At 66.8% G+C, this 15,068-nt stretch carries 13 protein-coding genes; 5 read left to right on the top strand and 8 right to left on the bottom strand.

Annotated features, from left to right (window positions below; genetic code table 11):
• Window positions 1–57 precede the first annotated feature (57 nt).
• The 3 genes from LDO54_RS10675 to LDO54_RS10665 form a co-directional block, all read right to left on the bottom strand.
• A complete protein-coding gene (locus tag LDO54_RS10675) occupies window positions 58–2,589 on the bottom strand; it encodes a glucose/quinate/shikimate family membrane-bound PQQ-dependent dehydrogenase (protein WP_224009991.1) in 2,532 nt (843 codons plus the stop codon).
• 156 nt (window positions 2,590–2,745) lie between these two features.
• Window positions 2,746–3,849, bottom strand: a complete 1,104-nt coding sequence (locus tag LDO54_RS10670) for a porin (RefSeq protein WP_224009989.1) — start codon at window positions 3,847–3,849, stop codon at window positions 2,746–2,748.
• Between the two features lie 553 nt (window positions 3,850–4,402).
• Window positions 4,403–5,338 (bottom strand): LysR family transcriptional regulator, encoded by a 936-nt coding sequence (locus LDO54_RS10665; protein WP_224009987.1) that lies wholly within the window; start codon window positions 5,336–5,338, stop codon window positions 4,403–4,405.
• 144 nt (window positions 5,339–5,482) lie between these two features.
• Between LDO54_RS10665 and LDO54_RS10660 the strand changes: the two genes are divergently transcribed.
• The 4 genes from LDO54_RS10660 to LDO54_RS10645 all read left to right on the top strand — a co-directional run bounded on the left by LDO54_RS10660 (window position 5,483) and on the right by LDO54_RS10645 (window position 10,026).
• On the top strand, window positions 5,483–6,703 hold the full coding sequence (locus LDO54_RS10660; RefSeq protein ID WP_224009985.1) for a M20 aminoacylase family protein: 1,221 nt from the start codon (window positions 5,483–5,485) through the stop codon (window positions 6,701–6,703).
• 180 nt (window positions 6,704–6,883) lie between these two features.
• Window positions 6,884–8,101: a porin gene (locus LDO54_RS10655; protein WP_224009983.1), complete on the top strand. Its 1,218-nt coding sequence runs from the start codon at window positions 6,884–6,886 to the stop codon at window positions 8,099–8,101.
• Window positions 8,102–8,133: 32 nt separating this feature from the next.
• Window positions 8,134–8,565, top strand: a complete 432-nt coding sequence (locus LDO54_RS10650; RefSeq protein WP_224009981.1) for a BON domain-containing protein — start codon at window positions 8,134–8,136, stop codon at window positions 8,563–8,565.
• A 96-nt stretch (window positions 8,566–8,661) separates the two neighbouring features.
• Window positions 8,662–10,026 (top strand): MFS transporter, encoded by a 1,365-nt coding sequence (locus LDO54_RS10645; RefSeq protein WP_224009979.1) that lies wholly within the window; start codon window positions 8,662–8,664, stop codon window positions 10,024–10,026.
• Window positions 10,027–10,036: 10 nt separating this feature from the next.
• Here the strand turns inward: LDO54_RS10645 and LDO54_RS10640 are convergent, their stop codons facing one another.
• The 3 genes from LDO54_RS10640 to LDO54_RS10630 form a co-directional block, all read right to left on the bottom strand.
• On the bottom strand, window positions 10,037–10,714 hold the full coding sequence (locus tag LDO54_RS10640; RefSeq protein ID WP_224010133.1) for a trimeric intracellular cation channel family protein: 678 nt from the start codon (window positions 10,712–10,714) through the stop codon (window positions 10,037–10,039).
• A 32-nt stretch (window positions 10,715–10,746) separates the two neighbouring features.
• On the bottom strand, window positions 10,747–12,030 hold the full coding sequence (locus LDO54_RS10635) for a M20 family metallopeptidase (protein ID WP_224009977.1): 1,284 nt from the start codon (window positions 12,028–12,030) through the stop codon (window positions 10,747–10,749).
• A gap of 62 nt (window positions 12,031–12,092) precedes the next feature.
• Complete coding sequence (locus LDO54_RS10630; protein ID WP_224009975.1) at window positions 12,093–12,539, bottom strand: MarR family winged helix-turn-helix transcriptional regulator; 447 nt, start codon at window positions 12,537–12,539, stop codon at window positions 12,093–12,095.
• A gap of 175 nt (window positions 12,540–12,714) precedes the next feature.
• On the opposite strand from LDO54_RS10630, the gene LDO54_RS10625 reads away from it, so the two are divergent.
• Window positions 12,715–13,176 (top strand): hypothetical protein, encoded by a 462-nt coding sequence (locus LDO54_RS10625; protein WP_224009973.1) that lies wholly within the window; start codon window positions 12,715–12,717, stop codon window positions 13,174–13,176.
• A 22-nt stretch (window positions 13,177–13,198) separates the two neighbouring features.
• Here the strand turns inward: LDO54_RS10625 and benD are convergent, their stop codons facing one another.
• The gene (gene benD / locus LDO54_RS10620) at window positions 13,199–13,987 is read right to left on the bottom strand and encodes a benzoate diol dehydrogenase BenD (protein WP_290371072.1); all 789 of its coding nucleotides are present in this window, start codon (window positions 13,985–13,987) and stop codon (window positions 13,199–13,201) included.
• A complete protein-coding gene (benC, locus tag LDO54_RS10615; RefSeq protein WP_224009969.1) occupies window positions 13,984–15,033 on the bottom strand; it encodes a benzoate 1,2-dioxygenase electron transfer component BenC in 1,050 nt (349 codons plus the stop codon). Before benC ends, benD begins: the two co-directional genes overlap by 4 nt.
• Window positions 15,034–15,068: the final 35 nt, after the last annotated feature.

The raw sequence follows: 15,068 nt of genomic DNA, 5'->3' as shown, positions 1-15,068 counted from the left end.
CACGCTCGACGAGCGTTCCGGCCGGCTCGCGCCGCGCCTCACATCACTGCCCTGCCCTTACTGCGGCAGCGCGTAAGCGATCACGTAGTCGCCCAGCTTGGTGCCGAACGAACCGTGGCCGCCCGCGGCGATCACCACGAACTGGCGGCCGTTGACCGAGTAGGTCATCGGCGTCGCCTGGCCGCCTGCCGGCAGGCGGGCTTCCCAGAGCTGCTTGCCGTTGTTCACGTCGAACCCGCGGATGAAGTTATCCGCCGTCGCGCCGATGAACGCCACGCCGCCAGCCGTCACCATCGGGCCGCCGAGCATCGGCATGCCCATCTTGAACGGCAGCGGGATCGGCGAGCTGTCACGCACGGTGCCGATACGCTTCTTCCAGACGATCTCGTTGGTCTTCAGATCGACGGCCGAGATGTAGCCCCAGGCCGGCTGCTTGCACGGCAGGCCGAACGGCGAGAGGAACGGGTTGAGCGTCACGCCGAACGGAATACCGTATTGCGGCTGGATGCCCGATTCCGTGCCGCTGCCCTTCGCGCCCGGTTCCGGTTCCTGCGGATTGCCCGGACCACGCGGGATCAGGCGCGAGACGAACGGCAGCGCGATCGGGTTGGCGATGGCGATCTGACGATCCGTGTCGAGCGCAATGCCGCCCCACTCGAACATGCCCAGGTTGCCCGGGAACACGAGCGTGCCTTGCAGCGAAGGCGGCGTGAACGTGCCTTCATAGCGCAGCTTGTGGAACATCACGCGGCAGACCAGCTGGTCGTACATCGTCGCGCCCCACATGTCCTTGTCCGTGAGGAGATTCTTCGGACGGAACGTGAGTTCGGAGAACGGCTGCGTCGGCGACGTGTGATCGCCCGGCGCGGCGCCTTGCGGCACCGGCAGTTCGGGCGCGGGCACGACGGTCTCGCCGGTGCGGCGGTCGAGCACGAACAGGTTGCCGGTCTTGGCCGGTGCGTACACGACCGGCACGGTCTTGCCGTCCTTGTCGGTGATGTTCGCGAGCGTCGGCTGCGACGGCATGTCCATGTCCCAGAGGTCATGGTGCGCGGTCTGGTAGAACCAGGCGAGCTTGCCGGTCGAGGCGTGCAGCGCGAGCAGGCCGCTCGCGAAGCGCTCCATCTCCGGCGTGCGGTCGCCGCCCCAGATGTCCGGGGTGCGTACGCCCATCGGCAGATAGACGATGTCGAGCTTGGCGTCGTAGGCGGCCGGGGCCCACGAGTTCGGCGAGTTCCACGTGTAGTGCTCGCCCGGACCCGGGATCTTGTTCGGATCGGTTGCGCCCGGATCGAAGGCCCACAGGAGCTTGCCCGTGCGCACGTCGAAGCCGCGGATCACGCCCGACGGTTCGCGGTTCGAGAAGTTATCCTCGACCGCGCCCGCCACGACGATCACCTTGCTGGTGACGACCGGCGGCGACGTCGGTTCGTACATGCCCGGCGTGGTGACCGGCATCGCGTGTTGCAGATCGAGGTCGCCGTTATTGCCGAACTCCGAGCAGCGCTCGCCCGTTTCCGCGTCGAGCGCGTACAGGTGGCCGTCGTTGACCGGCAGATAGATGCGTCGCGTGCAGGCGGCGTTCGCGGCCGGCGCAGCGGCAACCGTGGCCGGTGCGTCGCTGGCCGGAGCAGCGGCTTGCGTGGCTTGGGCAGCGTCGGTCGCCGAAGCGCCCGAAGCGGCCGCCGTCGTGGCCGATGCAGCAGCATCCGAAGCGGCCGCGGCTTCAGCCGGTGCCGCCGCGTCCGCCGTCGCGTTGCTCGCCGACAGGTCGACATACGACACGCCACGGCAGGTCACGTGCTGGAAGGACGGGTCCGGCTGGAGCTTCGGATCGAACTTCCACTTGAGCTTGCCGCTTTGCGCGTCGAGCGCGAACAGGATCTGGTGCGGCGAGCACAGGTAGAGCAGATCGCCGATCTTGATCGGCGTGACCTCGTTCGTGATCTCGCCCGGATCGTTCGGGCCTTTCATGTCGCCCGTGCGGAAGGTCCAGGCCACCTGCAGGTTCTTCACGTTATCGGGCGTGATGGTCTGCAGCGGCGAGTAGCGCGTACCGCGCTGGTCGCGGCCATAGGCGGGCCAGTCGGACGCGGGGATGCCGTCGACGTGCGCGGCCGGCGTGCCGGTCGACGCATTCAGCGTGCCGTTGATCGTCTGCGGATCGTTGAAGCAGGCGTACACGAGCACGCCCGCCCAGATCACGAGCGAGCCGACGAGCGTCTGCACGCCGAGCTTGCGCGGCGCTTCGAGACGCCAGCTCACGAGCAGCAGCAGCCACACGCCGAACACGACGAGCACGCCCGAACGCGGCGCGAGCGCCCAGAAGTCGGGACCCGACTCCCACAGCGACCAGATCGCGGTGCCGACGAGCACGAGCGCGTAGAGCACGAGCGCGGAGGCGCGGCGGCGATACAGCAGCCACGTGACGGCCAGCAGCACGACGCCGGTCACGACGTAGTACGCCGAGCCGCCGAGCGAGAGCAGGTACGCGCCGCCTATCAGCAGATAGAGCGAAGTGAGCGCAATAAATAGCAGGGTGATGACGCCGATGAACCCCGGCGATGATGATTCTCTGGATCTGGACATGATGATCTCAACCTTCTTTTGAGGACGCCGCCCACAGCGTCTGTCACACGATGCCGGCGGCGAGGCGCGCCGGCGCGAACACCGGCGAGTCGTCCAGCCGCTGCGCTACGCGCGCAGTGGCTGGCAATGCGGAAAAAACCTCCGCGAAATAAGCCTTTAGAAGACGTGCATCATCCCGATGTACGCGCCGGTCTGCGACTCGCCCACGTTCGGGCTGGTCGGCGAACTCGAATCGCGCGACGTCGCGAACACCGAGAAATTGCCGTTCTTGCTGTTGTCCACGTACGCGACGGTGCCGTACAGGAAAGTGCGCTTGCTCAGGTTGTAGGTCGTGCCGAGCGCGTACAGCATCGCGTGGCTGCCCGGGTCGTGCGAAATGTCGCCGCTGCCCTCGCCCACGTGAATGTAGAAGCCCGCCGCCGTGACGGCCCACTTCGGCGTGGCCTGATAGGTGGCGCCGAGCCAGTAGTGATCGGCCGTATCGGCCACGCCCACCGGCGAATCCGGCGCGCTGTAGTGCGTGTAGGCCGCCTGGATCTTCCACTTCTCGAGATGCAGGTTGCCGCCCACGAAGTATTCGCGCGACGAAGTGAAGATGTTGGAGAAGCGGCCGTTGGAGTCGCGCAGCTCGTCGTAGATGCCGCGCACGTCGAACAGCGTCGAGTGGTACGAGAGCATCACGCCGTCCGAGCGGCCGAAGTCGCCGTCCGCGCCATTGTTGAAGCCGCTCGTCTGGTTGCCGAACGCGTACTGGCCTTGCACGTCGAAGCCGTTCCACACCGGGCTGTGGTACTCGACGTTATTGCTGGTCTGCTGCCAGTTGCGGCCGCGCACGAGCGAGGCCGACGACACGGCCTGCTGCACGAACGGATCGAATTCCCAGACGCCGTCGCTGTCGATAAAGAGGTTGCGACCGGCCTGGATTTGCCCCCAGGTGTCGTTCTTCAAACCGACATATGCGCGGCGCGAGAACAGCTTGCCGCCGCCCGAGGTGCCGTTCATGATCTGCAGCGCGGTTTCGAGGTCGAACAGCGCGGTGGTGCCGCCACCCAGATCTTCGGTGCCCTTCATGCCGAGCATGCTGGTGCCCCAGTCGCCGCCTTCCGCGCTCCATCGGTTCGACGAGCCGCCGCTGCCGTTCGCGATGTGATTCAGATATTCGATGCCGCCGTCCACGCGGCCGTACAGCGTCACGCTCGATTGCGCCGATGCAGCCGAGCTCGCTGCGAGCAGCACGAGTGCGCCCAGTTGATATTTCACGTCAGCTCCCAGGTGGATTCTTCTTTCGTTTGTCGTTTGTCCGTGCCGTCCGGGCGCTTCCCGCCGTGCCTGAGCAGGCAGGGGCGAGAGACGCAAACAGGCCGATTCATCCGCACCGCAGGGTTGCTTTACGCGGCGCCCGGCGGCAACGCAGGGGGTGCAATGCGAACCGGCCAGGCACATGGCGTCTAAAAAATATAGCGCGTCATCCGGAAAGGTGCTTTCTGGCGGGTTGCAGCGGGGCGCGACTATAACAGCCTGCGGCAAAATGTGCATTGAAAATTGCGCAATTGGGCAAAACCCGCACGCAGCGGGCGTGCACGGACATACGGACGCGCATGTATGGCGCGTCGCGAACCTTACTTTTTGATTTCAATAGCGGTGAGAAAGCGCGTGTCGCGAAGCCGTGGCGGCTCGCGATACGTCATGCGAATGGCGCGAATGAAGCAGATAAGACTGATTGAGCGGCGTAAAAACGCGGCGTCTAGCCAAGTATCGATTTAGCTAGCGAATTAAATAGCAGTGCGATTGCAGCGGAATATCGGCCGGGATTTCAGGCCCCGCTCAGGCGCGTGCCGCCCTTGCCCGTGCGGGCGCGCTCGGCGGCCACGGTGAGAATGCAGTCGACGAAATATTCCGCCGGCTTCGTGAGCTGCGCCTCGGGCGGCGAGTACAGATACAGCTGCAACGGCGGCGGACGCTGCGGCAGCGCGAGCTCGACGAACGCGCGGCCCAGTTCCACCGTTTCGAGCGTGTGGCGCGTCCAGGCGAATACGGCGTCGTTGCTCAGCGCGAGACCATACAGCAGACCATACGACGTGCAGCGCGTGACGCGGCGCGGCGGCGCAAGCCCTTCGTGCTCGAACATCGCGCGGATGCGCTCGGGGTAATGATCGGTGGCGTCGGCGTGGATCCACTCGGCGTCCTGCAATTGCGCGAGCGAAGTCGCGTGCGCGAACGCGCCCTGCGCGCGCGTCACGAACACGGAATCGAAGGCGAACAGCGTCTTGACCGCTTCAGGGTCCGGCTCGGCGGGATTGGCCGGAAACGCCGCGAACGCGAGATCGAGCGTGCGGTTGCTCAGTTGCTCGCGCAACTGGTTGAAGCCGAGTTCGCGAAACTCCACGGTCACGAGCGGCCAATGCCGCCGGAAGTCGACGAAGGCATCGGCGAGACCGGCCGTGCCCGCGATCGGCGTCACGCCGATCACCAGCCGCCCTTCGCGCTGGCCCTTCAACTGCGCGAGATCTTCCTCGGCGCGCTCCAGTTCGCGCAGCACCGTGCGCGAGCGCCGCAACAGCGCCTCGCCCTCGGCCGTCGGCACGACGCCCCACGGATTGCGCTCGAACAGGCGCACGCCGCATTCATCCTCCAGATCGCGCACGGCCTTGGTGATGGCGGGCTGCGTCACGTGCAGCCGCCGCGCAGCGCCGTTGATGGTGCCCGTGGCCGCGATCTCGACCAGCGCTCTCAGTTGGTGGATTTTCATGATGCGGTTGATATTACCATCGGTTATCGACATGCCGATTTTTGCTTTTTTATTTCGATCGATCGTCCTTAGTCTGTGGTTCCAGAGGCCGGCGCATCGCGCGGCCGCCCGCACCGGAACACCAGTAAAAATCAGGACGAGACCATGACGCAGCCGATTCAACAGGACCTCCCGACCACGACCGCGCCCGCGCGCGCCGCGCTGATCGACGCCATCCGCGCGCAACAGCAGCCATTCGTCGCGATTCGCCACGATATTCACGCGCATCCCGAACTGGGCTTCGCGGAGACGCGCACGGCGCGCATCGTCGCGGAAAAGCTCGCCGAATGGGGCTACGACGTGACGACGGGCGTGGGCGGCACGGGCGTGGTCGGGCGTCTGCGGCGCGGCGGCTCGGCACGCACGATCGGCCTGCGCGCCGACATGGACGCGCTGCCAATCCAGGAAAGCACCGGCCTGCCCTACGCGAGCACCGTCGAGCACACCATGCACGCCTGCGGCCACGACGGCCATACGGCCACGCTGCTGGCGGCCGCGCATCACCTCGCCACGGCCGACTTCGACGGCACGCTCAACGTGATCTTCCAGCCCGCCGAGGAAGGCCTGGGCGGCGCCTCGAAAATGATCGCCGACGGCCTGTTCGAGCGCTTCCCCTGCGATCAGGTGTTCGCGCTGCACAACGCGCCGGGCGTGCCCGTCGGTCACTTCGCGCTGCGCCACGGCTGCATGCTCGCCTCGTCGGACTCGGTGACGATTACCGTCAGCGGGCGCGGCGCGCACGGCGCGATGCCGCATCTGGGCTTCGATCCCGTGGTGGCGGCGGCGAGCATCGTGATGGCCTTGCAGAGCATCGTCGCGCGCAACGTCGAGCCCACGCGCGCCGCCGTGGTGACGGTCGGCGCGATCCACGCGGGCAAGGCGGGCAACGTGATTCCCGAAACGGCCACGCTGCAATTGTCCGTGCGCGCGCTCGACAGCGAGACGCGCGATCTGCTCGAAGCGCGCATTCGCGCGATCGCCGAGTTGCAGGCGCAGTCGTATGGCGCGACGGCCACCGTCGACTATCAGGCGATCTCGCGCCCGCTCGTGAACGAGCGCAACGCCACGCTGCTCGCCATCGACGCGATCGAGTCGCTGGTCGGCCCGCGCGGCCTGACGATGATGACCGACGCCGTGATGGGCAGCGAGGACTTCTCGTGGATGACCGAGGTGCGTCCGGGCTGCTACGTGCTGATCGGCAACGGCGTGGGCAGCGTGGGCGGCTGCTCGGTGCACAACCCCGGCTACGACTTCAACGACGACGCGCTCGCCTACGGCGCGGCGTGGTTCGTCGCGCTCACGCAGCGCTATTTGCGCGCGGGCTGACCTTACCCGCGAGGCAGCGTATGAGGCCGCGTTCGCGCGGCTCATCCGATATCGCTATGGATTCCTGATCGATGAACCGAAGGTGGCGCCGCGCCCTTCTTCTCGCTTGCGCGCGCCGCTTTCCCGCCGTTTCCCCGAAGTTCCCCCGCAGTTTCTGACCAACCTGAAGAGTTAATAACAATGTCAGCAAGCAGCAATACGTCGCCTTCCCGCGAACCACGGCGCGCGCGGACCACGCGCGCCGCGCGGATTCTGGCCTGCGCCACGGCGCTCGGCGGCGCCTCGCACGCGGCGCACGCGCAGACCTCGGATCTGTTTCTCCTCGACTATTTCCAGGGCGTTCCGTACGCGACGACCGGCGCCTACACGCCCGGCGTGCGCCTCTACGGCACCGTCGACCAGGCGATCGGCTTCACCAAGGGCGCGCAGACGGCCTACGTGCAGCAAAGCGGCGGCGAGTGGACTTCGAAGATCGGCCTCTACGGCGTGGAAGATCTGGGCGGCGGCTATCGCGTGCGCTTCGCGCTCGAAAACGGCTTCGACGCTGCCACCGGCAAACTGGGCACGGCGAACACGATCTTCAACCGCGAGGCGTGGGTGGGCATCGGTTCGTCGAAAACGGGCGAGCTGAAATTCGGCTTGCAGGACGATGTGGGCGTGCCGCTGTTCGTCGACGTGTTCGGCCAGGTCGGCACCGTTTCTACGGTCGCGTATCTCACGGCGTGGACCTACGATCTCGGCCCCGGCGCGAGCTACGAGGCAAGCCGCCTCACCAACGCGGTCAGCTATTCGTCGCCGTGGTTCGGGCCGCTCAACGCGCAGGTGGCGCTCTCGCTGCACGACTCGGGCTCGACTGCGCCGACCATCCAGACCAAGGCGCTCGCGCTCAATTACTTCGACGGCCATCTGTTCGGCACGCTGAGTTACGTCGGCAACTACGCGCTGAACGCGCTCACGACCTCGCAATACGTGCGCACCGATAACTTCGCGGCGGGCCTGCTCTACGACCGCGGCAACTACGTGCTGTCGGCGGGCTACAGCTTCCTCGCGCCGCGTCTCGAAGGCGACCGCGTGGCCTCGCTCTACACGCTCGGCGCGCTTTACCGCTATCTGCAACGCAACGACTTCCGCATGGAACTCGCGTATCGCGGCGTGGCCGGCGCGGGCAGCCATTCGTATGGCGTGACGCTCGGCTACGACTACAACCTCTCGAAACGCACCGCGCTCTATGTGCGCGGCGCGCTGATCCACAACACCGGCACCACGCCGACCTACGGCAAATATCCGACGATGCAGCCGACCGTCGACAACATCGCGACGAGCTATACGGGCTCCGAGGGCACGACTTCGTATCAGTCGCCGCACCTCGTGCTCGTGGGCATGTATCACAAGTTCTGAGCGCCGATCGATAACAACCGTGGAGAGATGAGATGAAACAGCGAACCCTTGCGCGCGTGGCTGCCGCCGCATTCTGCATCGCGACGATAACGGCGAGCCTGAGCGCCCACGCCCAGGGCGGCAGCGCGGCGCAGGCCGATGCGGCTTCGACGAATCCGCAGATGAATCCGCACACGCACCCGCAAACGCCGCAAACCCAGACGAACGCGGCATCGACCAAAGCCGCCGACCGCGCGCTCGCCAACGACGTGCGTCACGCGCTGCGCGCGGCGCGCAAGCAAGGCCTCAAGGCGAGTTTTATCCGCGTGCGCGCGCACGACGGCGACGTGACGCTCACGGGCGTGGTCGCCGACGCGAAGCAGATCGACTTCGCGGTGTCGATCGCGCAAGGCGTGAGCGGCGTGCGCTCGGTGACGACGAAGATCACCGTCCGCGACGGCGAAAGTATCAAGGGCAGTCAGTGACGTAGTCGCCTCAACGGCGCGGCGTACGCACCGCGCCGGCTTCAACCCGGCGGCCTCGCCGGTCTTGTCATCCGGTCATCCGATCAAGGTTTCATCATGAACGTCGCACACGAACGCGCGTCCGGCGCGGCCAGCGCCACGCCCGCCACCTCAGCCACGCCCGCCGCGCGCACGAGCAGCACGAGCCGCACGATGGTGCTCGCCGCCGCGCTCGGCAACGGCCTGGAGTTCTTCGACTTCACCGTCTACAGCTTCTTTTCGGCGCTCATCGGCCAGTTGTTCTTCCCGGCGCACGACGCCCTCACCTCGCTGATGATGTCGCTCGCGACCTTCGGCGTGGGCTTCGTCGTGCGTCCGCTCGGCGGCGTGCTGATCGGCGCGTATGCGGACCGCGCGGGACGCAAGCCCGCGCTGATCCTCACCGTGCTGCTGATGGCGCTCGGCACCGGGCTGATCGGCCTCGCGCCCACGTATGCGCAGATCGGCCTCGCCGCGCCCGCGCTGATCGTGCTCGGACGCTTGCTGCAAGGTTTTTCGGCGGGCGGCGAAGTGGGCGCGGCGACCACGCTGCTGATGGAGTCGGGCCGCGAGGGCCGGCGCGGCGTGCTGGTGAGCTGGCAGATGGCGAGCCAGGGCGGCGCGGCGCTCGCGGGTGCATTGATCGCCGTGCTGCTGTCGAAGTCGCTGACACACGAGCAACTGGTGACGTGGGGCTGGCGCGTGCCGTTCCTGATCGGCCTTGCGATCGGGCCGGTGGGCTTCTGGCTGCGCGCGCGTCTGGACGATACGTTGCCTGCCCATGCCGCTGCGTCTGCTTCATCTGCTGCGGATTCGAACGCCCAGGCAAAATCCCACGCCGCGCCGGTGCGCCGCGCACTGCCGCTGCGCCAGATCGTGGCGGGCACGATGCTCGTGATCGGCGCGACCGGCACGATGTACACCATCGTGTTCTTCCTGCCCGCGTTTCTCGCGCTGACGCTGCATATGCCGACGGCGGCCGCCTCGGCAAGCGGCTGCGCGGCGGGCGTGGTGCTGCTGGTGGGTTCGCCGTTCGCGGGGCGGCTCGCGGACCGCGTGACGCGCCGCAAGCCGCTACTGGCGGCCGGTTCGCTCGTCTCGCTCGCGCTGCTGTTTCCGGCCTTCGCGGCGATTGCCGCGTGGCCTGCGGTGGGTACGGTGCTGGCAGTCGTGCTCGTACTGATCGGCCTGATGACGCTGACGAGCCCGGCGGGCTTCCTGATGATGCTCGAAGCGCTGCGGCCCGAAATACGCGCGACGTCGCTCGGCATTATCTACGCGGTGGGCGTGACACTGTTCGGCGGTTTCGCGCAACTGGCGGTCGGCGCGTTGTGGCGCGCGACGGGCAGCTTCTACGCGCCCGCGTGGTATGTGTTCGGCTGCGGGATCATCAGCCTCGTGGGTTTGATGCTGTTCGAGGAAAAGCCCCGCACGGCGCGCTGAACGCGCCGCTTCACCTCGCGTCGCGCGACGCCTCGTCGGCCGCCGTGTTGCGCGACGGCTTCTTCACCAGATCGCGTGTCTGAAACACCGGCAGACGCCAGCCGTAGTAAAGCGACGCGAGCCGCAGCGCCACGCAGGCGATGGTTGCCACCCACGGCGTCCAGAACGACGACCAGTCGAAGTACGTGAGCCCCATCTGCACCGCCGCGCCCAGCAGCGCCGCCGACGCGTAGATCTCGCGTTCGAGAATCGCCGGCACGCGCGAGAGCAGGATGTCGCGCAGCACGCCGCCGCCCACGGCGCTCACCATGCCGAGCACGATGGCGGTCTCCGCGCTATTGGTCCAGATCCACGTTTTCTGCGCGCCCGCGACCGCGAACAGGCCGAGCCCGATCGCGTCGAAGAACAGCACCGGATGGCGCAGCCGCCGCACCTGCGGATAAGCGGCGATGGTCAGCCCCGCCGCGGCCAGCGAGACCGCGAGATAGGCCCAGTTCGACAGCCCCGCAGGCGGAATCGCGCCGATGCAGACATCGCGCACGATGCCGCCACCGCACGCCACCATGAACGTCACCACGACGATGCCGAACAGGTCGAGCCGCCGCTGCCGCGCGGCCACGGCGCCCGAGATCGCAAAGGCGAACGTACCGATCAGATCGAGCACCGTATACGCCGTGTGGGCGTTCATATGCGCACCCACGTGCGCGCCCAGCGCCATGCTCACGCGGCCTCGCTTTCGTGGCCGAGCCACGCGGCGGCCGCGCACAACATCGCTTCGAGGCCGGTGCGCAAGGTGCCGTCGAGCACCGGCGCGAACTTCGGCGAGTGGTTGCTCGGAATCTCGTTGATTTTCTTCGCGGCCTTCGCCTGCTCGAAGGTCTCGGGATCGGTGCCGCCGATGAACCAGAACGCGTACGGCACGCCCCATTCGCGGCCGAACACGCTGAAGTCCTCGCTCGCCGCCGCGGGCTGCGTTTCGTAGGCGCGCGCGCCGAAACGCGCTTCGAACGCGGTGCGCAGACGCGCCGTGGTGGCGTCGTCGTTGACGGTCAGCGGATAGCTCGACAGCGTCGTGAATTCCGGCTCGCGCGGCGCGTTCGAGGCCATGCACTCGGCGCAGCAGATGCGGCGGATCGCGCCCAGCATGTATTCGCGCACGTCCTCGTCGTAGGTGCGCATGTTGAGCTTGAGCGTGGCGTCGTCGGGGATGATGTTTTCCTTCGTGCCCGCCTGCAGCGCGCCCACCGTGAGCACGGCGCTGTCGCGCGGCGAGATCTCGCGCGAGACGATGGTCTGCAGGCGCAGCGTGGTCGAGGCCGCCATGATGACGGGATCGATCGAGGTCTGCGGCTGCGAGCCGTGCGAGCCGCGCCCGAACAGCTTGACCTTGAGGCTGTCGCCCGCCGAAAGAATCGTGCCGCTGCGATAGCCGACCGTGCCCGCCGCGCCCACCATCACATGCTGGCCGAGGATCACGTCGGGCTTCGGGAAGCGCGCGATCATGCCGTCGTCGATCATGCTGCGCGCGCCGCGCCCGACCTCCTCGCCGGGCTGGAACACGCACATCAGCGTGCCGCGCCACGCGTCGCGATGCTGCGCGAACAGCCGCGCCGCGCCCATCAGCCAGGTCACGTGCAGATCGTGGCCGCAGGCGTGCGCGACGCCCACCTGCACGCCCTCGTCGTCCTTTGCGGTGACGCTGCTCGCATACGGCAGGCCGGTCGCTTCGGTCACGGGCAGCGCGTCCATGTCGGCGCGCAGCATCACGGTCGGGCCTTCGCCGTTGCGCAGGATCGCCACCACGCCGGTCACGCCCACTTCGCGCGTGACCTCGTAGCCGAGCGCTTCCACGTAATCGGCGGCGATCTTCGCGGTGCGGAATTCCTGCATCGAGAGTTCGGGATGCTGGTGCAGATCCTTGTAGACGGCTTCGAGCTCGGGCAGCAAGGCGTCGACGGCAGGCGCGACGGTTTCGACGAGCGGGGTGGCGACCGGAATGGACATGGGCGGCTCCTTCAATGACGGCTTCGGATACGGGATGGCGGATGGGGACGCAGCGTGGGGCGTCAAGCGGATGCGCCGTCGAGCAGGCTGTCCGACAGCTTGCCGAGCAGGCGGTCGAGCGTCTTGCGCTCGGCCTCGGTCAGCGCGACGGCGAGTTCGGCTTCGAGCGCGGCCCCGGCTTTCGCCGACGCCTTCGCGACCTTCTGCCCTTCTGGCGTGCCGTGCAGCGCGACGCTGCGGCGGTCGTCGGCGTGCGTGTCGCGGCCGATCAGGCCGCGCGACTCCAGTTCGGCGAGCGTTTTCGACAACAGGGTTTTTTCGATCAGCGCGCGCTGCGAGACGGCTTTCGGCGTGACGCCCGGCTCCGCGCAGACGATGCGCAGCACACGCAGCGCGCGCACGTCGAGCCCCCAGCGCTCGCGATAGACCGCGTTGGCGCGCTCGCTGAGCAGCGCGCTCGTGAGGTCGAGCCTGAAGGTGAGGAAATCGGAATACTGACCGGATGACACGCGCGCTCCCGCTGCATGGCCGGCGAACCGGCAACGCATCGGAGTATAGTCAAATAGTTGAAAATTTCAACTATCTGGATGAGCGGATTAAAGTGTCGGATGAATAACGCCGATGCAGCGGCGAGGCATGGCGATTGCTGACCGGATAGATTGCCTTTCCCGATGCGAGGTCGCCATGAAAGCGTCCTGGAAGCTGGCGCTGAGCGCATGCTGGTGCGCGAGCGCGGTTGGACTCGCCATCGCGCCCGCGTGCGCCGCCGAACCGCCCGGCACATCTGGCGACGCCACGCCCAACACCACCACCGCGCCGCCGTGCGGCAAGCTCAGTGGCCCGGGCGGCCCCGACGCGCACTTCGTGCTGCGCGACGGCGAGGCGGTCGATTTCAATAGCGGCGGCCAGACCGCGCACGGCAAATTGCTGCTCTTTCACGACGGCGCGCTCTATCGCGCGTATTGGCAGCCGACCGGGCAACCCGCCGGTTCACCTGCCGCGAGTGCGGAAAAATACGCACTCGCGAACGCCGCGCCGAATGGCGTGCGCCTGATTTCGACGCCGCCGCAAGGCACACCCGCGAACGACGGCAAACCGGGCATCGATACGCCGCCTTTGAACGTGTTCTCTTGCCCGAAGCTGTAGCGCTCGCGGCTATCAGGCGCGTTCAACCGTTATCGCCGCCCGCCACCGGCAGCACAGCGCCGGTGATATAGCTGGCCTCGTCCGACGCGAGAAACAGGATCGGTGCGATCTGCTCGTCGAGCGTGCCGTAGCGCTTGAAGAAGGTCGATTCCGTGACCTGCTGCACGGCCTCGTCCATCCATGCCTTTTCCTGCTCGGTATCGCCCGCCGCGTTGCGCGGCACGCGGCGCGGCGACGCGCTGGTGCCGCCCGGCGCGGCGGCGACCACGCGGATATTCTGCGGCGCGTACTCCATCGCCAGCGATTGCGTCAGGGCGTTGACGCCGCCCTTGGCCGCCGAATACGGCACGCGCCGGATGCCGCGCGTCGCGTTCGACGAGACGTTCACGATGGTGCCGCCGCCGCGCTCGAGCAAATGCGGCAGCACGGCGTGGCAGGTATAGAGCGTGGGCATCAGCGAGCGGCGGATTTCCGCGTCGATCTGCGCAGGCTCGAATTCCGCGTACGGACGCATGCGGATCGCGCCGCCCACGCCGTTGATCAGAATGTCGATGCCGCCGAACCGTTGCGCGGCGAACGCCATCGCCGCGTGCGCGCCCTCGTAGGTTTCCAGGTCGGCGACGAAAGCCGCCGTTTGCGCATCGGCCCGTTCGGCTTGCGCCTGCGCCGCCACTTCGGCGACGAACACCGCGCGATCGACGAACACCACCTTGCCGCCCTCCGCGGCCGCACGCAGCGCCACGCCCATGCCGATGCCCTGCGCCGCGCCCGTGACGACCACGACCTTGCCTGCGAATCGTTGTCTCATCACGCCGCCTTCGCCGTAACGTTCGTGTCGGTGGTGGCAGCGCTGGCATTGGGCGTGAACTTCTCGTAGTGGAAGCTGTGGGGCTTCACGCCTTCGTCGTCGAAATACTTGCGCACGGCGTCGACCATCGGCGGCGGCCCGCAGAGGTAGACGTCGACATCGCCATCGTTGAGCGCATTGGCCGGAATATGCTGCGTGACCCAGCCTTTGCGCGGATGCGTCGATTCCGCTTCGGCCACGACGGTCGAATAAGTGAAATTCGGCAGCTTCGCGCGATACGCTTCGATCGCCTCGACCTGCACGAGATCGAGATCACGCGTGACGCCGTAAATCAGATGCACCTGCTGTTGCGCATGCGTGCGCGCCAGCACTTCGAGCATCGAAAGGAACGGCGCGAGTCCCGTGCCGCCCGCGAGAAACAGCAGCGGGCGCTGCACGTCGCGCAAATAAAAACTGCCGAGCGGACCTTGCAGATTCAGTTTATCGCCCGCTTGCGCGCTTTCGAGCCACGTGCTCATCACGCCGCCGGGAATCTTTTTGATCAGGAAACTGATTTTCGATTCGCCAGGCGCGGAAGAAAACGAATACGAGCGATGCTGGCCGCTGCCCGGCACGTCGATATTCACATATTGACCGGGCAGGAATACGGGCGCATTGGCGTCCACGTCCATTTCGAGCACCACGGCGGCGTCATTATGTTGCTCGACTTTCGTGACCGTGGCGGCGAACTGGCTCTGCCCCGTCTTGCACGCCGTGGACGACGAGGGAATCGCAATCACGCAATCGCTTTGCGGCACCATCTGGCACGTGAGCACGAGGCCGCCGTCTTTTTCGTCGTCGCTGAGCGCGTCTTCGATATAGTCGTCGCCGAGATCGTAGCTGCCGCTTTCGGCGCGGCATTTACAGGTGCCGCAAACGCCATCGGAACAATCCATCGGCAAATTGATCTTCGCGCGAAACGCGGCGTCGAGCACTTTTTCTCCGGCCTTGCAGTCGATGAACCGCGTGACGCCGTCTTCGAAATTCAGCGCAATCTTGAAACTGGACATGGGAACCTCCTTTACTGCCTCTGATACGTTGCGCC

It is taken from the genome of Paraburkholderia tropica (genome assembly GCF_914484835.1).
Taxonomy (GTDB): Bacteria; Pseudomonadota; Gammaproteobacteria; order Burkholderiales; family Burkholderiaceae; genus Paraburkholderia; species Paraburkholderia tropica_A.
This window is presented reverse-complemented; position numbering and strand designations above follow the sequence as displayed.

Coding starts and splice junctions, on each gene's coding strand:
- benC (WP_224009969.1), bottom strand. CDS start 15,033: ATGTCCAGTTTCAAGATTGCGCTGAATTTCGAAGACGGCGTCACGCGG.
- LDO54_RS10625 (WP_224009973.1), top strand. CDS start 12,715: ATGAAAGCGTCCTGGAAGCTGGCGCTGAGCGCATGCTGGTGCGCGAGC.
- LDO54_RS10675 (WP_224009991.1), bottom strand. CDS start 2,589: ATGTCCAGATCCAGAGAATCATCATCGCCGGGGTTCATCGGCGTCATC.
- LDO54_RS10645 (WP_224009979.1), top strand. CDS start 8,662: ATGAACGTCGCACACGAACGCGCGTCCGGCGCGGCCAGCGCCACGCCC.
- LDO54_RS10660 (WP_224009985.1), top strand. CDS start 5,483: ATGACGCAGCCGATTCAACAGGACCTCCCGACCACGACCGCGCCCGCG.
- LDO54_RS10665 (WP_224009987.1), bottom strand. CDS start 5,338: ATGAAAATCCACCAACTGAGAGCGCTGGTCGAGATCGCGGCCACGGGC.
- LDO54_RS10650 (WP_224009981.1), top strand. CDS start 8,134: ATGAAACAGCGAACCCTTGCGCGCGTGGCTGCCGCCGCATTCTGCATC.
- LDO54_RS10635 (WP_224009977.1), bottom strand. CDS start 12,030: ATGTCCATTCCGGTCGCCACCCCGCTCGTCGAAACCGTCGCGCCTGCC.
- LDO54_RS10655 (WP_224009983.1), top strand. CDS start 6,884: ATGTCAGCAAGCAGCAATACGTCGCCTTCCCGCGAACCACGGCGCGCG.
- LDO54_RS10640 (WP_224010133.1), bottom strand. CDS start 10,714: ATGAACGCCCACACGGCGTATACGGTGCTCGATCTGATCGGTACGTTC.